Annotated in this window: 23 protein-coding genes and 1 tRNA gene; 8 read left to right on the forward strand and 16 right to left on the reverse strand. The window is 33.5% G+C overall.

Annotated elements, in window-relative coordinates:
- Positions 1 to 6 precede the first annotated feature (6 nt).
- The 6 genes from SD960_RS00955 to SD960_RS00980 all read right to left on the reverse strand — a co-directional run bounded on the left by SD960_RS00955 (position 7) and on the right by SD960_RS00980 (position 4762).
- Positions 7 to 744, reverse strand: a complete 738-nt coding sequence (locus SD960_RS00955) for an SDR family oxidoreductase (protein ID WP_318800338.1) — start codon at positions 742 to 744, stop codon at positions 7 to 9.
- A gap of 1 nt (position 745) precedes the next feature.
- On the reverse strand, positions 746 to 1432 hold the full coding sequence (locus tag SD960_RS00960; protein WP_318800340.1) for a type 1 glutamine amidotransferase domain-containing protein: 687 nt from the start codon (positions 1430 to 1432) through the stop codon (positions 746 to 748).
- A 2-nt stretch (positions 1433 to 1434) separates the two neighbouring features.
- Positions 1435 to 1692 carry a muconolactone Delta-isomerase family protein gene (locus SD960_RS00965; RefSeq protein WP_318800341.1) on the reverse strand — a complete coding sequence of 86 codons (258 nt, stop codon included), beginning with the start codon at positions 1690 to 1692 and terminating at the stop codon, positions 1435 to 1437.
- 143 nt (positions 1693 to 1835) lie between these two features.
- On the reverse strand, positions 1836 to 2861 hold the full coding sequence (locus SD960_RS00970) for an amidohydrolase family protein (RefSeq protein WP_318800342.1): 1026 nt from the start codon (positions 2859 to 2861) through the stop codon (positions 1836 to 1838).
- 39 nt (positions 2862 to 2900) lie between these two features.
- Positions 2901 to 3740: a helix-turn-helix transcriptional regulator gene (locus SD960_RS00975; RefSeq protein ID WP_318800343.1), complete on the reverse strand. Its 840-nt coding sequence runs from the start codon at positions 3738 to 3740 to the stop codon at positions 2901 to 2903.
- Between the two features lie 20 nt (positions 3741 to 3760).
- The gene (locus SD960_RS00980; protein ID WP_318800345.1) at positions 3761 to 4762 is read right to left on the reverse strand and encodes a carboxymuconolactone decarboxylase family protein; all 1002 of its coding nucleotides are present in this window, start codon (positions 4760 to 4762) and stop codon (positions 3761 to 3763) included.
- Positions 4763 to 5041: 279 nt separating this feature from the next.
- On the opposite strand from SD960_RS00980, the gene SD960_RS00985 reads away from it, so the two are divergent.
- Together SD960_RS00985 and SD960_RS00990 are read left to right on the forward strand one after the other, a co-directional pair.
- The gene (locus SD960_RS00985; protein WP_318800347.1) at positions 5042 to 5938 is read left to right on the forward strand and encodes a helix-turn-helix transcriptional regulator; all 897 of its coding nucleotides are present in this window, start codon (positions 5042 to 5044) and stop codon (positions 5936 to 5938) included.
- Positions 5939 to 5958: 20 nt separating this feature from the next.
- Positions 5959 to 6705, forward strand: coding sequence for an AraC family transcriptional regulator (locus SD960_RS00990; protein WP_318800348.1), 747 nt, complete (start codon positions 5959 to 5961; stop codon positions 6703 to 6705).
- Positions 6706 to 7016: 311 nt separating this feature from the next.
- On the opposite strand, the gene SD960_RS00995 is transcribed toward SD960_RS00990, so the two are convergent.
- A tRNA-Arg gene (locus SD960_RS00995) sits at positions 7017 to 7090 on the reverse strand.
- Positions 7091 to 7203: 113 nt separating this feature from the next.
- On the opposite strand from SD960_RS00995, the gene SD960_RS01000 reads away from it, so the two are divergent.
- Positions 7204 to 7716: an adenine phosphoribosyltransferase gene (locus SD960_RS01000; protein WP_318800349.1), complete on the forward strand. Its 513-nt coding sequence runs from the start codon at positions 7204 to 7206 to the stop codon at positions 7714 to 7716.
- A 29-nt stretch (positions 7717 to 7745) separates the two neighbouring features.
- Entirely contained in the window at positions 7746 to 8519 is a 774-nt protein-coding gene (locus SD960_RS01005) for a hypothetical protein (protein ID WP_318800350.1), read from the forward strand.
- Between the two features lie 24 nt (positions 8520 to 8543).
- Here SD960_RS01005 and SD960_RS01010 read toward each other — a convergent pair whose 3' ends face one another.
- The 4 genes from SD960_RS01010 to SD960_RS01025 all read right to left on the reverse strand — a co-directional run bounded on the left by SD960_RS01010 (position 8544) and on the right by SD960_RS01025 (position 11036).
- Positions 8544 to 9188 (reverse strand): response regulator transcription factor, encoded by a 645-nt coding sequence (locus SD960_RS01010; protein ID WP_318800351.1) that lies wholly within the window; start codon positions 9186 to 9188, stop codon positions 8544 to 8546.
- Positions 9178 to 9837 (reverse strand): sensor histidine kinase, encoded by a 660-nt coding sequence (locus SD960_RS01015; RefSeq protein ID WP_318800353.1) that lies wholly within the window; start codon positions 9835 to 9837, stop codon positions 9178 to 9180. Before SD960_RS01015 ends, SD960_RS01010 begins: the two co-directional genes overlap by 11 nt.
- 98 nt (positions 9838 to 9935) lie before the next feature.
- Positions 9936 to 10583: a hypothetical protein gene (locus SD960_RS01020; protein WP_318800354.1), complete on the reverse strand. Its 648-nt coding sequence runs from the start codon at positions 10581 to 10583 to the stop codon at positions 9936 to 9938.
- 9 nt (positions 10584 to 10592) lie between these two features.
- Positions 10593 to 11036: a hypothetical protein gene (locus tag SD960_RS01025; RefSeq protein WP_318800355.1), complete on the reverse strand. Its 444-nt coding sequence runs from the start codon at positions 11034 to 11036 to the stop codon at positions 10593 to 10595.
- A 255-nt stretch (positions 11037 to 11291) separates the two neighbouring features.
- Here SD960_RS01025 and SD960_RS01030 point away from each other — a divergent pair, with 255 nt between their 5' ends.
- The gene (locus tag SD960_RS01030; RefSeq protein WP_318800356.1) at positions 11292 to 11543 is read left to right on the forward strand and encodes a peptidoglycan-binding domain-containing protein; all 252 of its coding nucleotides are present in this window, start codon (positions 11292 to 11294) and stop codon (positions 11541 to 11543) included.
- Positions 11522 to 12115 (forward strand): N-acetylmuramidase family protein, encoded by a 594-nt coding sequence (locus SD960_RS01035; protein WP_318800357.1) that lies wholly within the window; start codon positions 11522 to 11524, stop codon positions 12113 to 12115. The genes SD960_RS01030 and SD960_RS01035 overlap by 22 nt, the downstream gene beginning before the upstream one ends.
- A gap of 289 nt (positions 12116 to 12404) precedes the next feature.
- On the opposite strand, the gene pheT is transcribed toward SD960_RS01035, so the two are convergent.
- Entirely contained in the window at positions 12405 to 14825 is a 2421-nt protein-coding gene (gene pheT, locus SD960_RS01040) for a phenylalanine--tRNA ligase subunit beta (RefSeq protein WP_318800359.1), read from the reverse strand.
- Positions 14826 to 14992: 167 nt separating this feature from the next.
- The gene (locus SD960_RS01045) at positions 14993 to 15985 is read right to left on the reverse strand and encodes a hypothetical protein (RefSeq protein WP_318800360.1); all 993 of its coding nucleotides are present in this window, start codon (positions 15983 to 15985) and stop codon (positions 14993 to 14995) included.
- Between the two features lie 364 nt (positions 15986 to 16349).
- Between SD960_RS01045 and SD960_RS01050 the strand changes: the two genes are divergently transcribed.
- Both SD960_RS01050 and SD960_RS01055 read left to right on the forward strand, forming a co-directional pair.
- Positions 16350 to 17855, forward strand: coding sequence for an aldehyde dehydrogenase family protein (locus tag SD960_RS01050; RefSeq protein WP_318800362.1), 1506 nt, complete (start codon positions 16350 to 16352; stop codon positions 17853 to 17855).
- A 76-nt stretch (positions 17856 to 17931) separates the two neighbouring features.
- The gene (locus SD960_RS01055; protein ID WP_318800363.1) at positions 17932 to 18306 is read left to right on the forward strand and encodes a DUF779 domain-containing protein; all 375 of its coding nucleotides are present in this window, start codon (positions 17932 to 17934) and stop codon (positions 18304 to 18306) included.
- 265 nt (positions 18307 to 18571) lie between these two features.
- On the opposite strand, the gene SD960_RS01060 is transcribed toward SD960_RS01055, so the two are convergent.
- The 3 genes from SD960_RS01060 to SD960_RS01070 form a co-directional block, all read right to left on the reverse strand.
- The gene (locus tag SD960_RS01060) at positions 18572 to 19492 is read right to left on the reverse strand and encodes an AraC family transcriptional regulator (RefSeq protein ID WP_318800365.1); all 921 of its coding nucleotides are present in this window, start codon (positions 19490 to 19492) and stop codon (positions 18572 to 18574) included.
- A gap of 72 nt (positions 19493 to 19564) precedes the next feature.
- The gene (locus SD960_RS01065) at positions 19565 to 20428 is read right to left on the reverse strand and encodes a bestrophin family protein (RefSeq protein WP_318800367.1); all 864 of its coding nucleotides are present in this window, start codon (positions 20426 to 20428) and stop codon (positions 19565 to 19567) included.
- A 26-nt stretch (positions 20429 to 20454) separates the two neighbouring features.
- A complete protein-coding gene (locus tag SD960_RS01070) occupies positions 20455 to 21765 on the reverse strand; it encodes a TolC family protein (protein WP_318800369.1) in 1311 nt (436 codons plus the stop codon).
- Positions 21766 to 21773 lie beyond the last annotated feature (8 nt).

Raw genomic sequence — 21773 nt, forward strand, 5'->3', positions numbered from 1 at the left:
TGTGATTTAATACTCCTGACGCGTAGGTCTAAACAGAATTTCATTAATGTCAACTTCTTCGGGCTGACTGATAGCAAATTCTACAACTCGTGCAAAAGAATCTGCAGGAATAGCCACAGCCTGATAGAATTGTTGGGTTAATTGATCCGGAACACCGCTTGCACTTGGCAATTCGGTATCGATAACTCCCGGAGAAATAATAGTCGTTCTAATATTGTAATCTTTGGCTTCCATTCTTAAACCTTCTGAAATGGCTCTTACAGCAGTTTTAGTAGCAGAATAAATTCCTGATCCTTTACCAATTTTGTGTGCCGCAACCGAAGATACATTTATAATATGCCCGGATTTTTGCTCTTTAAAGTAGGGCAGTACTGCTGCAATACCATTCAAAACCCCGTTTATGTTCACGTTAATAACCTGATTCCATGTTGTTACATCACAATCCATTATTGGTGTTGAGGGCATGATTCCTGCATTATTAAGCAGCACATCTATTTTTCCGAATTTATTTACAGCTTCTTTCATCAAGGTTTGCATCTGTGCAAAATCGGTCACATCGGTTTGCACCGCAAGCGCTTTTTTTCCATTTTTAGAAAACTCTTCCACACGTGCATCAATACGCTCTAAACGTCTTGCCGCCAAGACAAGAATTGCACCTTTTGCTGATAATGCTTTTGCAGAAGCTTCGCCCAACCCGCTGCTTGCACCTGTAATTACAATTACTTTATTTTCGATATTATCCATTTTAAACTTTTGATTTGTTTAACAATAATTGAGACAATGCTTTACCAACACTGGCAGCAGACTGCGGATTTTGACCTGTAATTAAACGACCGTCTACAATGGTATTATCACTCCAGTTTGGTGCGGGCTGATGAAAGGCTTCATTAATTTTTAAGGCATCGGCTAATATAAAAGGAACGACATGTGTAGATTGAACTTCTTCCTCTTCCTCGTTTGTAAACGCGGCTACTTTTTTTCCGCTGATTAAGTGCGAACCATCGCTTAATGTAGCATTTACAAGTGCTGCAGGTCCGTGACATACTGCTGATACAATCTTGTCGTCTTCATATATTTCACGAATTGCATTTATAACGGCCGGTGTCTCTGGAAAATCCCACATCGTTCCGTGCCCGCCTGCAAAAAATATCGCATCGTATTGTTTTACATTTACATCTTCCAGTTTCAGAGTGTTATCAATTTTGTTTCTAAAATTCATATCTTCCCAATATTTGGCAATAACAGGATCGCTAAAATCTTCTAATCCGTCAAGTGGAGCGGCTCCTCCTTTTATAGAAGCGATATCTACATGAATTCCGTCATTTTCCAAAACTTCTAACGGATGGGTAACTTCAGCTAAATTAAATCCGGTTGGAAGCTTTGTTTCTCCTTTTTCATTACAACTTGTAACTACAAATAATACTTTTTTCATGATTAAAATTGTTGGTTTAACAGCGTATATTCTATTTTTTCAAAATATTTATAAAGTGGTAATCTGGCAAGCAGTTTTTGTACTTTATCCTGATCTGTCTCATTAAAAACAAGAACGGCACCACCCATAGCATCTTTAATAAAAAGATGTGCTAAAACCCCTTCTTTTTTCAAGGCTGCCACAACAGCGAATTCCTGAGGTAAAATCTCTTCAATGTTTTCGACTTTGCCTAAAACAGTGTTTACTAGTATTGTATTCATATTTTCTTTATTAAGTTATACAGCAAAATTATACTGCATTAGAGGTAATTTGTTAAGAAGATTTATACTGATATTTATGAATTTCAAACCATTTTAGCGCTGAAATGAAAGTATTTCAAACTAAAATAAGTAATGTAGTAGTGTTAGAGATGAAAAAGGCTCTCTGCGTTTTTATAGCCAATTTTTTCTTTATCCTCATTTGATATAGAGGCATTTTCTAGAAAACTGCGTGTATTTTTATCAATCAAAAAAGGATAATCACCAGAATACAGTATCTGGTCTGATCCAACTTGTGAAATGGCAAATTGCAATTGGGCTTCAGAAAAAAGGCCACTTGGTGTGATGTAAATGTTTCTTTTGTAATATTCAGAAATGTTTCGATTTAATTTTAAAGTTTTACCAAGCTGATCATCTAAGCGATTTAAGTAGAAAGGAACCATCTCGCCCCAATGGCCAGATATAAGCTTAAGGGCAGGGAGTTTGTCGAAAATTCCTGAAATAATTAGTCTTATAATTCCAATGCCGGAATCTAAATGCCATCCATAACCTGCACCAGCAAACATTGCCCCCGCTATAGCAGGCCACTGATCACTTTGATAATAAGAACTTGCAATGTTTTCTGATATTGGGGCAGGATGCATGTAAAGAGGTATATTAAGATCCTGTGCTTTATAAAAAACAGGTAGAAACTCAGGATGATCCAAAAAACGTCCATTATAAGTTCCTGAGAGCATAGCACCTTTTAAACCTAATAAATTTACTGACCTTTCCAGTTCTTCGCTCGCTGCTATAGAATCTGCCATGGGTAAGACTGCTAATCCGGAAAACCTGGTTGGGTGTATTTTGATCAGCCGTGCTAATTCATTATTGGCCTGCTTACACAAATCTAATGCTAAAATTTTGTCTGTAATATTCTGCGGACTTCCTGCTCCATAAGATAATATCTGCATGTCTATGCCACTGTCATCCATAAATTTAATTCGGAGTTCCGCTACATCTTCTATTGCATCAGTATTGGGCATAACAATTGACATTAGTTCTTTTTGTACTTGGATAGATGATAAATTTGAAGTACTTTTTGAGCTATTAAACGTCAATACTTTGCGTGAAATTTCCTGAAGAACAAAATGTTCTTCTGTAGTTATAATTTTAAAAGTGGACTGAGACATTTGATTCGATTTAAATTGTTTTTAATTCAGTATTAAATATCAGTTTGTTTTCCGAAATAATTTTGGACTTAAACCCGTTGTCTTTTTAAAAACATTATCAAAATAGGAGGTATATTCAAACCCGAGTGTGCACGCTATTTCTGTAATGGTCCAATCTGTATGCAGCAGTAAAATTTTGGATTCTGTTACAATTCTTTCATTGATGATTTTTAAAATTGTTTTTCCGGTTTCCCTTTTTACCAGACGATTCAGGTAATTGGGATGAACATTCAACTGGCGCGCAAATTCAGCAACGGTTTTAAAAGGAAGTATACAATTTTTATCCTCTATGGGAAATTGTTCATTAAGCAGATTTAAAAATTTGGAAGAGATTCTTTCTGAGGCTTTTTTACTAGTGAAGGCAGCAGGATTATCTCCGTTACGATTCAGTTTTAATGCTTCATGAATCAATATACTGATGAAATTTCGAACTAGGTCTTTTCTTTTTGGATACTGCCCGTTGCTTTCTTCCAGAATTCTTTCGAAAATGAACTTAATATTTGCTTTTTCATTATCTCCAATAACTTCATATACAGGAACTTTTTCTATATTGAAAATAGAAAGCAGTTCTGTATTATCAAAATATCCGGCTACCTTTAGAAAATTTTCAGTAAAGAGACAGCTGTAGCCACTTTGTTCAGATTCTGTTTCCCATGAATAGGGAGTATTTATATTTCCAAAAAACAGATATGTCCCGCTTATAGTCATACTTTTATCTCTAAAATGCACCGTACTTTTCCCGTATACCAAACATATTCGATAAAGATCTTTTCGGCCAAAAGAGGGCGTGTAAGTATCTAAATTCTCAATCTTAAAAGCTTTAAAATCATTTGCATCCATTGGCTTGTTTCTTATTATAATTACTTTCCAATCTTTTCAAAAATAAGTTGCATCATCTCAGGATCTAAAGCAGTCATGTCTATTAATTTTAATGATTTTACCATTTTTAAAGTAGTTGTTTTATAATGCTGAAAATGGGGTGTCTGCAAATGAGATCTATAAGCGTTTTGATTGGCGTATATTTCTACTATCCTGATCTGTAAAGGATTTTCTTTTTGAAACATAGGATAAATGGCAATTACTCTGGCTTCCAATTTCACTGATTCTGAAGATTCTTTATCAAGTATAGCTTTGTATTGGTCTAAATACTCCGGTATAATTTCTATTTCAGAAATCCTTACCATCATATCAGGTTCTATAATTGGCGTAACAGGATGTCCAATAGCATTTCTTAAAACATTGGCTTGTACTTTTCCTGCTGTTTTTTCGATAATAACAATAAGTTCCAAAATCTGGGTATCCGTAATTCCGGTATTTTTACCCATAAACAGATGCGCCTGCAGCTGCGGCTCAACTCCTTGCATTGCGGCCAGTGCTGATATGGTTACAAACTCTCGCTGACGGAAATTCAACACATCGCGATTAAAAATATCGGCAAACAGATGTTCTTTCAAAAAAGTATCTATTACAGGAGCAAAAGCGGCGGCACCTGTTTTGGGCCCCATATCTTCTTTACCCGTTAATTTTTGAAGATTCTCTTTTCCTGATTTGTATTTGTCGGTTACGGTTATTTTTGAAACCTCTTTTCCTTCAGTGTCTTTTTTACCTTGAGACTTTCTTTCTTCCAGAACTACCATAAGGGTATTGATAGCATTTAAGCTTCGGGGAAATCCGCAATAGGCATAAAGCTGTACGATAGCTTCTTTTATTTCATTTATGGTAAGTCCGGCATCAAGACCAGTATTTATGGCAGGTTTTAATTGTTCTAAATTTCCTGTGGCTGTAAGTGCGGCAATGACAGCCATGCTTTGCTGGTGTGTATTTAAGGTTTGATCTTTTTTATCGTTGTTTTGTGAAGTCATTGTATTGAAAATTAAGCAGAAAGTGAATATATGTATAGAGAGTCGAAATTTCTTTTTTGTCATAGCTATGTGGATTTATAAATTAAACATGTTGAGATCTTTACTAAAGTAAATGAAAGAATTATTAGTAATTCTCTAATTTTAACTATTACAAATTTCGCGATTGTAAGGGAGCTGATTTTATACATAATACAGATGTATTTACCATTTTTACTGATTTTGAATTGTAATCATCATTTACATGGCTCTGTTTGCTAAATTTGTATAAAACATTTGGTTATGGAACGAATTGATAGAATTGAAACCGTTAAGCAATACAATGATTCAGTAGGAGTGGAGACTTTACATCCGCTTGTAAGCGTTGTCAATTTTGATGAAATACCAACATACCAGTATTTTAAAAGATATATGGGTGTTTATTGTGTGTTTTTAAAATATATAAAATGTGGCGATATGCGTTACGGATGCCAGTCTTATGATTATGAAGACGGTACGTTGGTTTTTATTTCACCGGGTCAGATTTATGGAATTGACGGCAGGAAGGAGATTATTAAACCTTGGGGCAAAGCACTCGTTTTTCATCCTGATTTGCTTGCCGGGACAAGTCTTGCTAAACAGATCAAGGACTATTCTTTTTTTTCTTATGAAGTTAATGAGGCATTGCATTTATCTAAAAAAGAAAGAAAAGCCATCAACGATTGTTTTGAAAAAATCCTCACTGAAATTGACCAAAATATTGACAAGCATAGCAAAACACTTGTAGTTTCTAATATAGAGCTTTTATTGAATTACTGCATGCGGTATTATGACAGACAGTTTATAACCAGAAACCATGTAAATAAAGATATTCTGATTCGTTTTGAAAATCTGCTCAAGGATTATTTTACTTCGGGTAAGTCTAAGACTTTAGGTCTTCCTTCTGTAACCTATTGTGCTGAGCAGTTATTTCTATCGGCAAATTATTTTGGAGACATTATAAAAAAAGAAACCGGAAGTACGGCATTAGATTATATTCAGTCAAAATTGATTGATGAAGCAAAGACAATATTATTTGATCACGAAAAATCGGTAAGCGATATTGCTTATGAATTAGGTTTTAAATATCAGCAGCATTTTACTAGATTATTTAAGCAGAAGACAGGACTTACGCCGTTGCAGTATCGGGTAAATGCATAATTAAAGTATTAATTGTATAAATGAAGCCAACATCATTAGAAGATTTTTATAAACACACTCTTTCAGGTTCTCCTAATGATATTCCTGCTCAGTCGGGGCATTTTAATGTGTTTAGGATAAAAGATCTCAATAAACTCAAGCCTGTCGATGCCGCGATGTTTTATAACCGTAAATCTTTTTTTAAGATTGCATTGCTTGTTGGCAGTACCAAAGTTAAGTATGCAGATACTACTGTTGATGTAGAAGAAAACGGGCTTTTGTTTGCTGATCCCAGCATTCCTTACCAATACATTGACCAGGATCTTCAGGATGGAGGTTATTTCTGTATTTTCACTGCCGATTTTCTTTTTAATAAAAAAAGTAAAATACTGCCCGATGCCCTTCCTATTTTTAAAACGGATCATTACCCTGTTTTCAATATTTCATTCAAGCAAAAGAAAGAACTGAGTATTATTTTTGAAAAGATATGCAGTGAAATAAATAGTGATTATGTTTATAGATATGATCTTATAAGAGCTTATATAGCAGAACTTATTCATTATGGACAGAAATTAATACCTAATGTAAGCAGGAATGAATTGCGTAATGCTCCCCAGAGAATTACTGAAAAGTTCTTTGATCTTTTAGAACAGCAGTTTTCTATCAACTCTCCCGCCGATAGGGTACAAGTACGCACACCAAAAGAATATGCTGATAAACTTTGTGTACATGTCAATTATCTCAACAAAAACCTAAAAGAAATTACAGGAAAATCAACCAGTGAATAGCTGGTAATATGAAATAGGACACTATTTTCTAAGGAGATTTCATTATTTGCCTTTAAGAAGCAATTGAAAACAGTTTAGGATAATATGGAGCCTTAATCTGTTACATTCTTGTTGTTCGAATACTGTTAGGTTATCATACTAAATTTTAAATTTGCCCTTTTCGCATAAACACTTATGATTTGTAGTTTATTTCTTTTTATTAGTGTTATTTAAAAAAAGCTAATAAAGCAAAAACGAGCCAAACTCATTTATTAATAGGTATATAAAAAAAGGCGCCAATTGTCTTCAATTGGCGCCTTTTGGCTTTTTTGTGACCTCGACTGGATTCAAACCAGTAACCTTCTGAGCCGTAATCAGATGCGCTATTCAGTTGCGCCACGAGGCCTTTTGTTTTTCAATAAGGTATTTTTTATACCTTTGTTGATTGCTGTTAGCGGGTGCAAATATAGGCATAAATGTGACATATACAAACGAAAAATAACATAAAAATAAAAAAAAATGAAGATTGAAAATTATATACGTGATATTCAGGGGTTTCCTAAACAAGGAATTTTATTTAAAGATATCACTCCGCTACTAAATGATCCTATTGCAAGAGAAGAATGCCTTAAAATATTGCTAAATTCTTTAAACGGACAAAAAATCGATGTGGTAATAGGAGCAGAAAGTCGCGGTTTTTTCTTCGGAATGTTATTGGCCGATCGCTTAAATGCAGGATTTGTTCCTGTACGTAAACCTAAAAAACTTCCTTTTACAACAATTTCTGCTTCTTATGAATTAGAATATGGAACTGATTCGTTAGAAATACATATTGACGCTATCAAAAAAGGCGATAAAGTTTTAATTCACGATGATGTTCTGGCAACTGGCGGAACAGCAAAAGCACTGGCCGACTTAGTAAATGAATTAGGAGGCGAAATTGTTCAGTTTAATTTTTTAATGGAACTTTCTTTTTTAAATGGACGAGAAAAAATAAAGGATAATCCTATATTTGCTGCAATTACGTATTAATGACCCAAATCATTTAAAATAAACCTACTATGAAGCAATTGTACTGTGTGGCATTACTTGCCGTATTATTTTCCTGTAAAGACAATAAAGAAACTACTGCCGAAAATTTGAATAAAAACATTGAGCAGGATACCACAGCTGCAAAGAATGTAACTGATAATTCTTCAGATTTAAACCTGAAAAGTAATTTAAGAACAGGCGAGAAGCTACAGTTAGAACAAGTTTATGATGATACTGTTGAGTTTGTCAATTTTGATGGAAATGGAGATTACGCTTTATTTACGGTTCAGAAAGACAAAAAACTCATTTCGTTTTATACAGATCTTGCAGATGCCAAAGCTTTTAAAAGAGGAGATTTACTGGATGTATCCTGGAAAATGGATACCATTTATGAAGCTGGTGAAGGAGAAAAACTGGAATTTGCTGAATGGCTTGTAAATGCAAAAAAAATAAAAGATGGGAACGTAAGTTTGTTTCGAAAAAAACATCCTAAACCAATAAAATATTATTCAGAGAAAAGCGATTTTACAGCAGATTTTAAAGATCATATCTACGAACAAGTCGAATATTATCTTGCAAATTCAAAAAACGAACTGGTAAAAAGTACTATAAAAGACTCAAACGCCGATTTAAGCTATTCAATTGAAGAAAAAGACAGAGAAAACCATTCTTATATCGTTTTAGGAATATCAAATGATTTTGAGCATCATACTAATATAATTCAGTGGTTATATCTTGATGATGCAATCGGTAAATTATATGAATACGACTTACCAACAGATAAATTAATTCCGTTTGATTAAAGTTCAAAAAAATTGTCTTAGTGATTAAACTAAGACAATTTTGTGTTTTATGGCATATAGTACTAAGCCTATTCGGGTTTTAATTTCGAGTTTATCAAATAAACACTCTCTGTAGCCATCAATTGTTTTTGGGCTTAAACACATTTCAGAAGCAATTTCCTTGTATGTTTTCTCAGTGCAGGCATGTTTTATGAAAACAATTTCTTTTTCTTTTAAATTGATCTTTTTTGAATCGTCGTTGGCTTTCTTCACCAGCATTCCCGAAACTAATTCGGTAAAATAGAAGCCTTTTTCGATAACAGAGACAATGCCATCCTTAAATATTTCCGGCGAAGTATCTTTTAGTAAATATCCTTTGGCACCGTTGGTAATCATTTTTATAATCACTTCTTCGTCGTCATTTACAGAAAGAGCGATAACTTTAAGTTGTGGCCTGTTTTCCTTAATCCATTTCATGGTGCTAATGCCATCTAAAACAGGCATATTTACATCTAGTAAAATTAAATCAACATCGGTATCGACATTTTCCTGTAAGTGCGTAATAAATACTTTACCATTTTCAAAGCGGTTTATTACTTCAAAATCTTTAAAACTATTGATCAAAAGTTCAAGCGATTGCGAAAACAGTAAATGATCATCTACAATAATAATTTTGTTTTTAGGTTTCATTGGTTTTAGTTAAAGGGTATTCTAAAGTTACAGTAGTTCCTGATGCGTCTGATTCCATAATTAGAGCAGCTCCAATTAATTTAGCTCTTAATTTCATATTGCCCAATCCCTGGCCTGAATTTGTATTGAGCGCGTCGTAACCAATTCCGAAATCCTTAATTTTCAGGCAAAAAATATCGTCTGTTGTGGTAATATTCACTTCAAATTTGTCACTGTGCGAATGTTTTAGGCTATTATGCAAAGCTTCCTGAAAAATTCGGTAAATAAACAAATCATGTTCTCCGCTAATCTCGGGTATTTCTCCGGAAAGTGTATATTTATACTGAATGCTTTTTAGCTTTTTTATACGCTCTAAATCTTGTTTTATGGCTTCGATAAAATTGCTTTGCAGTAAATTATCTTTATTGATAATTCGGGACAAAATTCGAATTTCGTCCAGCGATTTCGCTAATATATCTTTTAAATCACTTAATTCGTTTTGCTGAATGGGCTTTTCGCTATTGAGATACATATTGAGCTGCATAATTCCAACGGAGACGATTTGCCCGATATTGTCATGAAGTTCTTTGCTAATTTCAGAAAGCGTCTGATCTTTTATTTCAATTCTGGTTTTGATTAATTCTGATTGAAAATAAAGATTAGCTTCCATCTTTTCAACCAGATAATTATTTTTTTTCTTTAAGAAATAAAAGAATATGACAAGCAAAATGATTAGTAAAGTTAAGAAAACTATACCTAACAAAATAACTAATAATTGTACTTCTTTTCGCTCCATAAAAACCCGATGATAAAACAACTATGTGCTAAAAAATTCAGAATAAACAATACCAGACTAAAAATGGATTCATCCTGTTTGACTAAGAACCATTTTATGGCTAGCATGAAAGGTAAAAAAGGAACATGAAAAACCAGAATTCCTAAGATATACCAAAAGAAAACTGATTTTTTAAAGTTTAGTATTTTGTCTGAATTAAAAATTTCTACCAAATATAAGCAAGATAATATCATAACTACCAAAACGCCAACGGCAAAACTATAAATAAAAGAGTTGTTCATGTCTTTTTCAAAAAATAAAAGGTTTAGGAAAAAAGAAAACACAAACAAGATTAAAAACAGAAAGGCTGATATTTTGTTATTCCGTTTTGGTAAAAGACTCCTGATAATCAATATGTAGGCAGAAATACTAATGAGCATGTAAAAATTATATACGTAATAATTTAATAAACCTGTCCAGTATGTAAAATAGTAGCCAACAATTTCTATAAGTATCGAAAACCAAATTAAAATAACTAAAGATTTTGCTTTAGTATCAGGAAGTTTGTGTAATGAAATCAAACCAATAATTCCTGATAATAAAGCAAAATAGATAACATAAGATCTTAAAAATTCAAACATAAACTTTTTTTAATATGTTAAACTTGGCGGTCTGCCAATATTTCCATAATTCATTGGTTCAAGGCTTTGTATGTCGCTTGGTGCATCATCTTGTATAGCGACAAAGCTTTGAATTTTTGCAGTATTGGCAGCCTCTATTTTTTTACCTGTTGGTACTAAAAATAAAGTTGTTTGTCCTGCTTTTTCTTCGTGTTTTTCATCTTCAGGATAAACACCAAAATAAAAACGAATGCCATCAACATTGTAGCCATCTTGTGCGCCCTGGGTTTTTACATAGTGAATGTAACTTTCTAAAGCTTCTATCGAATACCAAATGGCATTTGCTTCTTCTTTTTCTTTTTTGGAAGACTTACCGGTTTTTAAATCGGCTTTCTTTTTGTTGTAATTTAAGTTCAATACCTGAGCAAATTCTCTGGTAATTAACTGACTTGGTTTAGCGGGAGGGTTTTTCATTTTTAATGTAATTGGTTAAAGGTTTAGTTAACAATATTTTTATTATATATTTCTGCCAAAAGTATTTTAATCGTTGCAGAAACACAAGGGTGAATTCACCCTTTTTTCATTAGGTTGAATTATTTTAAAAATAAGCTAAAGTACTGTTTTATAGTTATTTAATAAATATTACTTTTATATTGTTTATTTTGATGCAAAAAAATAAGCAGATAAAATAAATAAAACTACCATCAAAAATAATTATAAATAAAAAGTATGAAAACTATAAAATTTGGACTCAGGTCAAACGAAGTTTATTACCTAAATGAACTTCTGGAAAAACTAAAATACAGCGTTATTGTTTCTGATTACTTTGGGACTCAAACAAACAACGCTGTGAAGGATTTTCAGCTAAAAAATAATTTGGTTGTAGATGGAATTGTAGGGCTTAAAACGTGGTCTGCACTATCGAGAAAAGCAAAGAGGAGTTTTCTTCAAATAATAAATTGCTTTCAGAACAAAACCTGATTGATTTTGCAAAGACCCACAATCTTGAATTGGCTATTGTTAAGGCGGTTAATGAAGTTGAAAGCGGAGGGAAGGGATTTTTGGTAGACGGGCGTCCGAAGATTTTATTTGAGGGGCATATTTTTTGGAAAGAGCTCGAAAAACGAAATATAGATCCGGCTAATTACGCCAACGCCAATAATCAGGATGTTTTATATAAAAATTATACAAAAAAGTACTATTTAGGAGGCGCCGCAGAATATACAAGATTGGAGAAAGCAATACGTTTAAATCCTGACAAGAAATTTAGTGATGCAGCAAAATGTTCCGCATCTTGGGGTTTGTATCAAATAATGGGGTTTAATGCAGTTCCTATTGGTTATGCGTCTATAGATGAGTATGTAAAAAAGATGTATTTAAACGAAGGCGAACATTTAAAAGCATTCGGCATGTTTTTGGCAAAGAATAATTTGATTGGTCTTTTAAGAAACAAAAAATGGGCAGATTTTGCTTCTAAATACAATGGTCCGGCTTATAAAACAAATAAATACGATGAAAAATTAATGAAAGCGTATCTTAAGTTTTCTGCTTAAATAATTTTGTTTCAGGTTTCAAGTTTCAGGTTTGTTGAACGTTTAATTAACCGCAGAGTTCTCTAAGATTTACGCAAAGTTCACAAAGCTTTGCGAACTTTAAAGTTAAAACTTATTTTAATCTCTTTGCGAAACTCTGTGTAAATCTTAGAGAACTCTGCAGTAAAAAATTATGTTCAAAGTAAAGCTACCTGAAACCTGAAACTTGAAACCTGAAACAAAAAACAAAAACAAACCCGACAAGTTTTTTAAAACCTGTCGGGCTGAATTTTATGTATAAAATAAAATTTTATCTCAAAGTAGCTCCCAATTCTGTTTCGAAAGTTTGCTGTAATTTCGACATGATTTTATCAATTTGAGAATCTGTAAGCGTTTTTGTATTATCCTGAATAGTAAAACTTAATGCATAAGATTTTTTGCCTTCCGGAAGTTTGTTACCTTCATAAACATCAAATAAATTAATGTCTTTCAAAAGTGCTTTTTCCGTTTGTTTGGCCAGATTGTAAATGCTTTCGTAAGTTGTACTTTGATCAATTAACAAAGCTAAATCTCTGCGAACTTCCGGATATTTAGGAATCTCAGAATATTTAATTTTTCCAGTAATGATTTTTAAAACCAAATCCCAGTTAAAATCAGCATAATAAACATCTTGTTTAATTCCGAAATGTTTCAGTATTGATTTTTTTACAACACCCATTTCAACCAAAGTATCATTGTTGTAGCAAATAGAAGTTCCTTCAGAAAAAACATCAGATTGCACAGGCGCATTTGAGATTTTATCAATTCCCAAACGAGATAGAATAGCACTTACATATCCTTTTAATAAAAAGAAATCAGTCGATTTTTGTGCATTTGTCCAGCTCTCTTTATTTCTGTTTCCTGAAATTGACAGCGACAAATGTTTGTGCTCTTCGTAACCATTTAGGTATTTATGATATGATTTTCCGAATTCAAACAATTTCAAATCCGAATTTCTTCTGTTGATGTTGTATGAAATTGCTTCAAGTGCTGAAAACAATAAAGATTGACGCATTGTAGACAAATCACTACTCAACGGATTAAGCATTGTAACATTATGTTCTTCTTTTAAAACAGTAGATAATTTTGCATAAGCTGCTGTTGTTAAAGAATTTGCCATCATTTCATGAAAACCTTGAGAATTCAGTTGTGATGCAATTACATTTTGTACTTTATAATCTTCTGTTCTTGGTGAATTAGAAACTGTAGCATTGAATTTTTTTGAAAAATCAATATTGTTGTAACCGTAAACTCTTAGAATTTCTTCAATAACATCAATTTCACGTTGAACATCAACACGATAAGCCGGAATTGTAAGTCCTAAACCAGAATCAGAAACACTGTTTACTTTAATATCTAAAGAAACTAATATTTTTTTGATGGTATCTTTTGGAATTTCCTGTCCGATGATTTTGTAAACGTGACTGAAATTTAGTAAAACTGAAAAATCTTCTATTTTTTTAGGATACACTTCTATAACGTCAGATGTGATTTTTCCACCTGCTACTTCCTGGATTAAAAGAGCAGCACGTTTTAAAGCATATTCCGTGATTGTTGGGTCAATTCCTCTTTCAAATCTAAAAGAAGCATCTGTGTTTAATTGGTGTCTTTTTGCGGTTTTACGAACGCTAACGGCATCAAAATAGGCACTTTCTAAAAATATAGTTGTAGTTCCGTCAGTAACACCAGATTTTTTTCCTCCAAAAACTCCCGCAATACAAAGCGGTCCTTTTTCATCACAAATCATTAAATCTTCTGCATGTAATGTTCTTTCGACATCATCAAGAGTTGTAAATTTAGTTCCCTCAGGAAGTGTTTTTACAATTATTTTTCCGTTGATTTTTGCTGCATCAAAAGCATGCAAAGGTTGCCCTAATTCGTGTAAAACATAATTAGTAACGTCAACAATATTATTTTTTGGAGTCAATCCAATTGCTTTTAAACGATCTTGTAACCACGCTGGCGATGGTCCAACAGAAATTCCGGAAATTGTTACACCACAATATCTTGGTGCCAAATGAGAATCTTCGACACTTACATCAATTTTTAAAGTACGCATGTCAACTCTAAAATTGCTTACAGAAGGCGTAATCAATTCTACGTTTACACCGCGCTGCAGCATTCCTGCTCTTAAATCACGCGCGGTTCCAAAATGGCTCATGGCATCAGCACGATTTGGTGTTAAACCAATTTCGAAAACTTCATCATTTGCAATTTGAAATACTTCAGCCGCGGGAGTTCCAGGCGTTAATGCTTCATCCAAAACCATAATTCCGTCATGGCTTGAACCCAATCCTAGTTCATCTTCGGCACAAATCATTCCGTGGCTTTCCTGACCACGAATTTTTCCTTTTTTTATAGTAAATTCTGCACCGTCTTTATCGTATAAAACTGTTCCAATAGTAGCAACAGGTACTTTTTGTCCCGCAGCTACATTCGCAGCTCCGCAAACAATTTGTATAGGCGCTTCAAGACCGATATTTACGGTTGTAACTTTTAATCTGTCGGCATCAGGGTGTTTTTCACATGTCAACACGTGTCCTACAACAACTCCTGCTAAACCACCTTTTACAGATTCATATTTTTCGATAACTTCAACTTCCAGCCCTAAATCTGTCAATAATTCCGAAGTTTGCTCAGACGTCCAGTCTGTTTTAATGAATTGTTTTAACCAGTTGTAAGATATTTTCATTTTAGTGATATTATTCTTGAATAAGGGTGTAAATATAAGGATTGATCACGGGAGTTGGAAATATTTTTTTGTTTTTGATTAAGATTTTTTTTTCAAAAATAAATGATTTAAAGTTTGAATTTAAAAAGAAAGAGAGAACCTAAGTTCTCTCTTTTATAAATTTAAAATTATTCGGTAGTACAGACTCCAGCGTGTACAATTAGCCAAAAAGTGCCATCACCACTATAAGATAAATTGTAATTATCTAGCATTGTATTGTTTAATGTATGTTGATTTCCAAATTGGCCCGGCGCCGCAGTTGTAGGTGGACTATCAGATAAGTAAACATGAGTTTCTGTAAATACAGTTCCCGGATTTGTTGCGTTGATTTCGATACCTATATTAGCACCCTGAATAGTAACTGTAACAGTTCCGGCCAAATATCCTTTGGTGATATCATTTTGTCCTGCTCCTGCATATAAATTATAAGTATAAATGCCATTTTGAGCATTATCATAATAAGTTGCCCAGCCCCATTTATCTGAGATTTCTAAAGCATTAAAAGTATAATTTCCGTACATATACGCTGTGTCGCAAGTTGTTACATCAGGAGGCGGCGTAGTGCAGGTTCTCAGGCAATAATTAAAATAGGTTGCCCAGTTTTTTCCGGGAAATTTAATATCTCCGGCCCAGCCAGTTTCAGTTTTTACAATAGTTCCGTTTACAACATTTTTCATACTCGAATGTGCTGCAATGTAAAAACATTTGTTTGCATCCAGCGTTATACTGGAAATCGGAATTGTAAAAGTGTAGCTCTGAACTAAAGGATTAAAGGTTTTTTTATACGGAAATTGCCCGGGAACAGGGTTTCCATTTTGGGTTGGTATACTGGCATACGGACCCACAAATAAATGCAGTTCGCTAAAATACCAGTTGTCAAATGCAGTGTAGGTTACATAAAGATTGGCAGCATCATTTTCAATTAAAATTTTTCCAGCGTTTGTAAATTGCCCGGCCATAATGTTAATTGAAACAGGATCACATTCTGAATAAGTTCCTTTGGAGGTTAAACTGGAACTATTCGATTCTTTAGCTTCTGTTGCAGTCTCCGTACTTACAGGATCGTTAGTACAATTGACAGAAACAAAAGCTAAAACCAGCATTAAAATAATCTTTTTCATTTTAATAAGGAATTAAATTAGTAAAGAACAATTCAATACCATCTGCGCAGATTTTTAAACAGGCATATAAATTATCTATCACAAATTTTATCGCTTATTATTAATATTTCAAAATATAATCGTTTAATGTATTATTTAGGCGATTAAGGACTTGTTTATTAATGTAGTAGACCGACGATATTAAATAAAAGTGTTTTTGAAATTAAGTATTTTTCATTTTTACTGTTAATATTTTATTAAATAATTATTAAAAGTTAGTTATAAAAGTGAATATGTAATTTTTGTGCTATTAGATGAATGAAAAGTGCTATTCTATTTCGATTTATGAAGGTAAATTTGAAATGAATCAAAAAAAAACAATATCATGAGTAATACCACACAAAGACCTGAATTTAAGGCAAAATACGATAATTATATAAACGGAAAATTTACAGCTCCGGTAAAGGGAGAGTATTTTGATGTTATATCTCCAATTGATGGAAAAGTATTTACAAAAGCAGCTCATTCAGGCAAAGAAGATTTAGAATTGGCAGTGGATGCCGCTTATGAAGCATTTAAAGCCTGGGGAAAAACATCCGTGACAGAACGCAGTATTTTATTAAATAAAATTGCTCAGAAAATCGAAGATAATCTGGAATATATTGCTACAGTTGAAACGATTGATAATGGAAAACCAATTCGCGAAACCTTAGCTGCAGATATTCCATTGGCAATAGATCATTTTAGATATTTTGCAGGTGTCATTCGTGCCGAAGAAAGTTCGATTGCAGAGCTGGATTCTCAAACAGTTTCAATCGCTCTAAGTGAACCATTAGGTGTTGTAGCGCAAATAATTCCGTGGAATTTCCCGATTTTAATGGCCGTTTGGAAAATCGCTCCGGCTTTGGCAGCAGGAAACACAATCGTTTTAAAACCTGCCGAAAGTACACCAATTTCTATTTTAGTTTTAATGGAATTAATTGGCGACATTCTTCCTCCTGGTGTTTTAAATATAGTAAACGGTTTTGGTGCCGAACTTGGCCGTCCGTTAGTAACTAACAAAAAAGTAGCAAAAGCAGCCTTTACAGGTTCTACAACCACAGGACGTTTGGTTATGCAATACGCTACAGAAAATATTATTCCGGTAACACTTGAGCTTGGTGGTAAATCGCCCAATATTTTCTTTCCTTCTGTTGCAGATCATGATGATGATTTCTTTGATAAAGCGATAGAAGGCGCTGTTTTATTTGCCTTAAATCAAGGTGAAATTTGTACTTGTCCGTCCAGATTATTAATTCATGAAGATATTTACGATAAGTTTATTGCCAAAGTAATCGAAAGAACTGAAGCGATTATTGCAGGAAATCCGTTGGATAAATCGACCATGATTGGTGCGCAGACTTCATTGGTTCAAAAAGAAAAAATCATGTCGTACATTAAACTTGGTAAAGAAGAAGGTGCAGAATTATTAACCGGAGGTGATGTAAATAATTTAGGAGGAGATCTTGAAGGCGGATATTATATTAAGCCAACATTGTTTAAAGGACATAATAAAATGAGAATTTTTCAGGAAGAAATTTTCGGTCCCGTTCTCGCCGTTACGACTTTTAAAACGACTGAAGAAGCCATCGAAATTGCAAATGACACGATGTACGGTTTAGGTGCGGGCGTCTGGACACGTGATGCACATGAGATTTATCAGGTTCCAAGAGCTATTCAGTCCGGTCGTGTCTGGATTAATCAATATCACTCTTATCCTGCCGGAGCGCCATTTGGAGGCTATAAACAATCCGGAATTGGTCGTGAAAACCATAAAATGATGTTAGGACAATATCGTCAGACAAAAAATATGCTGATTTCATATGACAAAAAGAAACTTGGTTTCTTTTAATTAATTATTCTATTGGTTCGAAAAGGTAAGTTTTTGACTTACCTTTTTTTATAAGTTTAATTATTAAAAAATTATCATGATAAAAAGAATTGATGCCACAGAAAAAGCCATTGAACTAATAAAAATTCTAAAAGAAAAACATGGTGATTTAATGTTTTATCAGGCAGGTGGATGTTGTGAAGGAACTCAGCCGCAATGTTTTGAAAAAGGTGGTTATTACCAAAGAATGGGCGATGTCTGCATAGGAACTATTGAAGACACAGAATTTTGGGTTGATAAAGATTTATTTGAATACTGGAAACACGCACATTTCACGTTAAAAGTAATTGACGCTTTTGGTGTTGGTGGTTTTTCTTTAGAAACGCCTTTGAAAAAGACATTTCAAATTGAATACAGGATTTTTACGGAAGAAGAGGAAAAGGATTTGGAACCGGTCAAGATTATTGAGTAAGATGCAAAGATGCAGAGGTGCAGAGGAGCAAAGGTGCAGAGGAGCAAAGGTGCAGAGGTGAAAAGTTGCAGAGGTGAAAAGTTGCAGAGGAGCAAAGGTAAAATTGACTTAGAGGCGCACAGCAATACGTTTACGTTCCAATTGTCTATATCATGTGTCTATTAAACATTTCGAGAAATATTGCGGATAAAATTGTCAAACATTGTCAAACGTTGCAAAAACCTTTGGGCCTTTGCAACTTTGAATCTTTGAACCTAAAAAAAACTTAGTTAACAAACAACAGCTGATATTGCTTTGGAGTAATGCCTTCGTGTTTTTTAAATAATCTGATAAAATAATTAGCGTCTTCAAAACCAGATAAATAACAAACTTCATTAATTTGTATTGCTGGGTTTTTAAGTAATTTTTTGGCGTATTTTATTTTTTCGTTTAATATATATTCAATCGGACTCATGCCTAATTCGCGCTTAAAAAAACGATAAAAAGAAGCACTGCTCATGCAGGCTTTATCGCTCAGACTTTTTAGGTTGATATTTTCCCTTAAATTTTGTTTAATATAAGTAGTGACTTCGTTTATGGGATTGTTTAATTGAAGAACATTTCCTTCATCAATAGATTTTGCAGTTTGTGTTTGAATGATTCTTATCAGTAATTCCTGCAGCGTTAAATCGGCCAAAGCATCTTTAGTGATAGATGTACTCATACATTCTTTAATGAGTTTGTTGATCGTGGCAGCCATATCAACATTATTATAAAAGAAATAATTTTGATAGTTTAATTGCCAGAAATTGTTTCCTTCTTTTGGATAACGCTCGTTTAGAAAATTTAAAATCTCAGTAATTTTGGACTGCTCAATCGCCAGTGCCAGACATTGTGTGGGATTTTTTTTTGAAGCTTCGGGAAAATCGATTTTCATTTCTACATTCGAAGGAACAATTACAGTTTCTCCCGGTAAATAATCAAATTCCGGATCATCAAAAAGATGCATAACCTTTTTTCCTCTCAACATACTTGTTACAACGAGATCGTTGAATTTTAGCGGAACTAATTTTGAGGATTCGTAAGTTTCAAAAAGATTTAACTCACAATGATTTAAGTTGTAAATCGTTCTGTTTTCAACCAGCGTTTTTAATGATTTCTCTTTTGATAATTGAAGCGGATTAACTAAAAAGCGTTGATTGTTCATTAGAATTAAATTTTAAGTGGAAAGCTTAAATTTAATCAAAAAGAATGACAGAAATTCTAATTTAACGTTTATTTAAATGAGTTCTTCAACGTGTTTTTTTATGTTTTCAGAAATCTTTCTGGTAGGTAAATCATTTTCATCATCACCAAACGGATCTTCGATTTCTTCGGCAATAAGTTCTAAACTCGCCAAAACATAAAAGATAAAAACAACAACCGGTGCCACATAATATCCCAGACTAATCGAATAGCCAAACGGTAAAGTCATTGTGTAAAAGAAGATGAATTTTTTAATAAAAGCACTGTAGGAGTAGGGAATAGGCGTATTTTTAATACGTTCGCACGCGCCACAAATATCAGTGAAAGATTGTAATTCTTCGTTTAAAATAATAAGCTGATCACCGGTGATTTTTTTGGCATCATACAAATCATTTATTTTATGAAACATCATTCTTTTCAGCTGATTCGGTTTGTGTTTATGATGATCAATTTCCAGATCTACGTTTTCAAAAAGCTGTTTGCTGGTATCATCATCTTTAAGGTGCGCGTGCAAAATATCAGCATACATCGGAATGAATTTTCTAAAAAATTTCCTGTCATTTTCCTCTTTTAGCATTGCCGAAAGTTTAATCGCCAGATTACGGCTGCTGTTTACCAGACCGCCCCATAATTTACGACCTTCCCACCAGCGATCATATGCCGTATTAGTACGAAATACAAGCAATAATGAAATTACAAAACCAAGCATTCCGTGCATAATAGGAATGTTGTGGATATAATCGTTTTTACCAAATTTAAAATATTCAACTTCCAGATAACCAACCGTTGCCGCATATATTCCGATAGCAAGCATAATAGGTAATAACTTTCTAACGGTATCGGATTTATGAAAATGGAATATAAAAGTAAACCAGTCCTTGGTATTATATGAGATCATTAAAGTTTGTTTTGAAACAAATTTACTTAAAAATTAATAGTTCCCGCCAATTCTTTTAATGCAATTTCGGATAATTTTGCTTCATATTGCGCGTTGCTGTAACGTACTTTTGCGTTTACATAATTAAGCTGAGCTGTTCTGAAATCAATAGTTGTGATTGTTCCAATTTTGAATTTATCCAAAGTAATATCCAGATTTTGTTTGGCAATCGCTTCATTATCTTCTTCGAGATCAATTAATTCTAAATTGGTTAAATACGTTTGAAAAGCTGTGCTTAATTGGGTGTTCAAAATCATATTTTGCTGCTCGATTGCAATTTGAGAATTCTCGATTTGCAATTTTGCGACTTTTTCATTTCGATGCTGATTAAAACCGTCAAATATATTAAGCGTTGCATTAAAACCATAATTTAAACCTTTTGAAGATGCCGAACTTGTAAAACCTAAACTCGACTGGCTTTCAGAAAAATTGTAACCAGAGGTCAGGTTTACAACAGGATAACGGTCTGCTTTTACTTGTTTAAGCTGCAATTCGGCAATACGTTTGTTGATTATCTGAACTTCCAGAGCCGGATTTTGTTTTTGAGCTAAATCCATTAAATTAGCCAAAACCAAAGTGCTGTCAACCGTAACCAGATCATTAACTTTAAAGTCAATTTTTGGATCACGCGCCAAATATTGGTTCAATAAAATCTTAGCATTTGCATACGATTCTTTTTGTCTTAACAAAGCAACCTGATCTGAATTTAAATCGACCTGAGCATTTAAAACCTCTAATTTTGAAGCTTTTCCAATACTGAAACGGTTTTGTGCCAATGTCAGTCTTTGTTTTGAAATTACAATAGTTGTGTCCAAAGCTGATAATTGCTGCTGTTGCTGAACCAAATCATAATAAGAAGAATTGACCTGACCAATTTTCATCAAAATGGTTTGTTTTAACTGAGAATCACCAAGTTTCTGAAGCTCTTTTAGCTGATCTAATCTTGCAAACATTTTCATTCCGTCAAAAACAGTCCAGCCCAGCGTTACGCCGTAATTTAAACTGTTGTTTTTTGCATTATCCAAAGTGGTTGATGTACCATCCTGACGTGTTTGCGACGAGTTGGTAATACTGTTATTATCAACAATTGAGGCAGTTGCAACCGGTAACATTCCAGCGTTTCCAATAGTTACGTTTGTCTCGCTTATTTGGGTATTATTTTTTGCAATCTTAATTTCAAAGTTATTCTCCAAGGCTATTTTCATAGCATCTTCAATAGTCAGGATTTCCTGTGCATTGCTTTTTGTGATGCAAAACAACAATAACAGTAGAGTATTGAATAAAATTTTAGTATTCATATTAGTTT

This window comes from Flavobacterium sp. MMLR14_040, assembly GCF_033657265.1.
Classification (GTDB): domain Bacteria; phylum Bacteroidota; class Bacteroidia; order Flavobacteriales; family Flavobacteriaceae; genus Flavobacterium.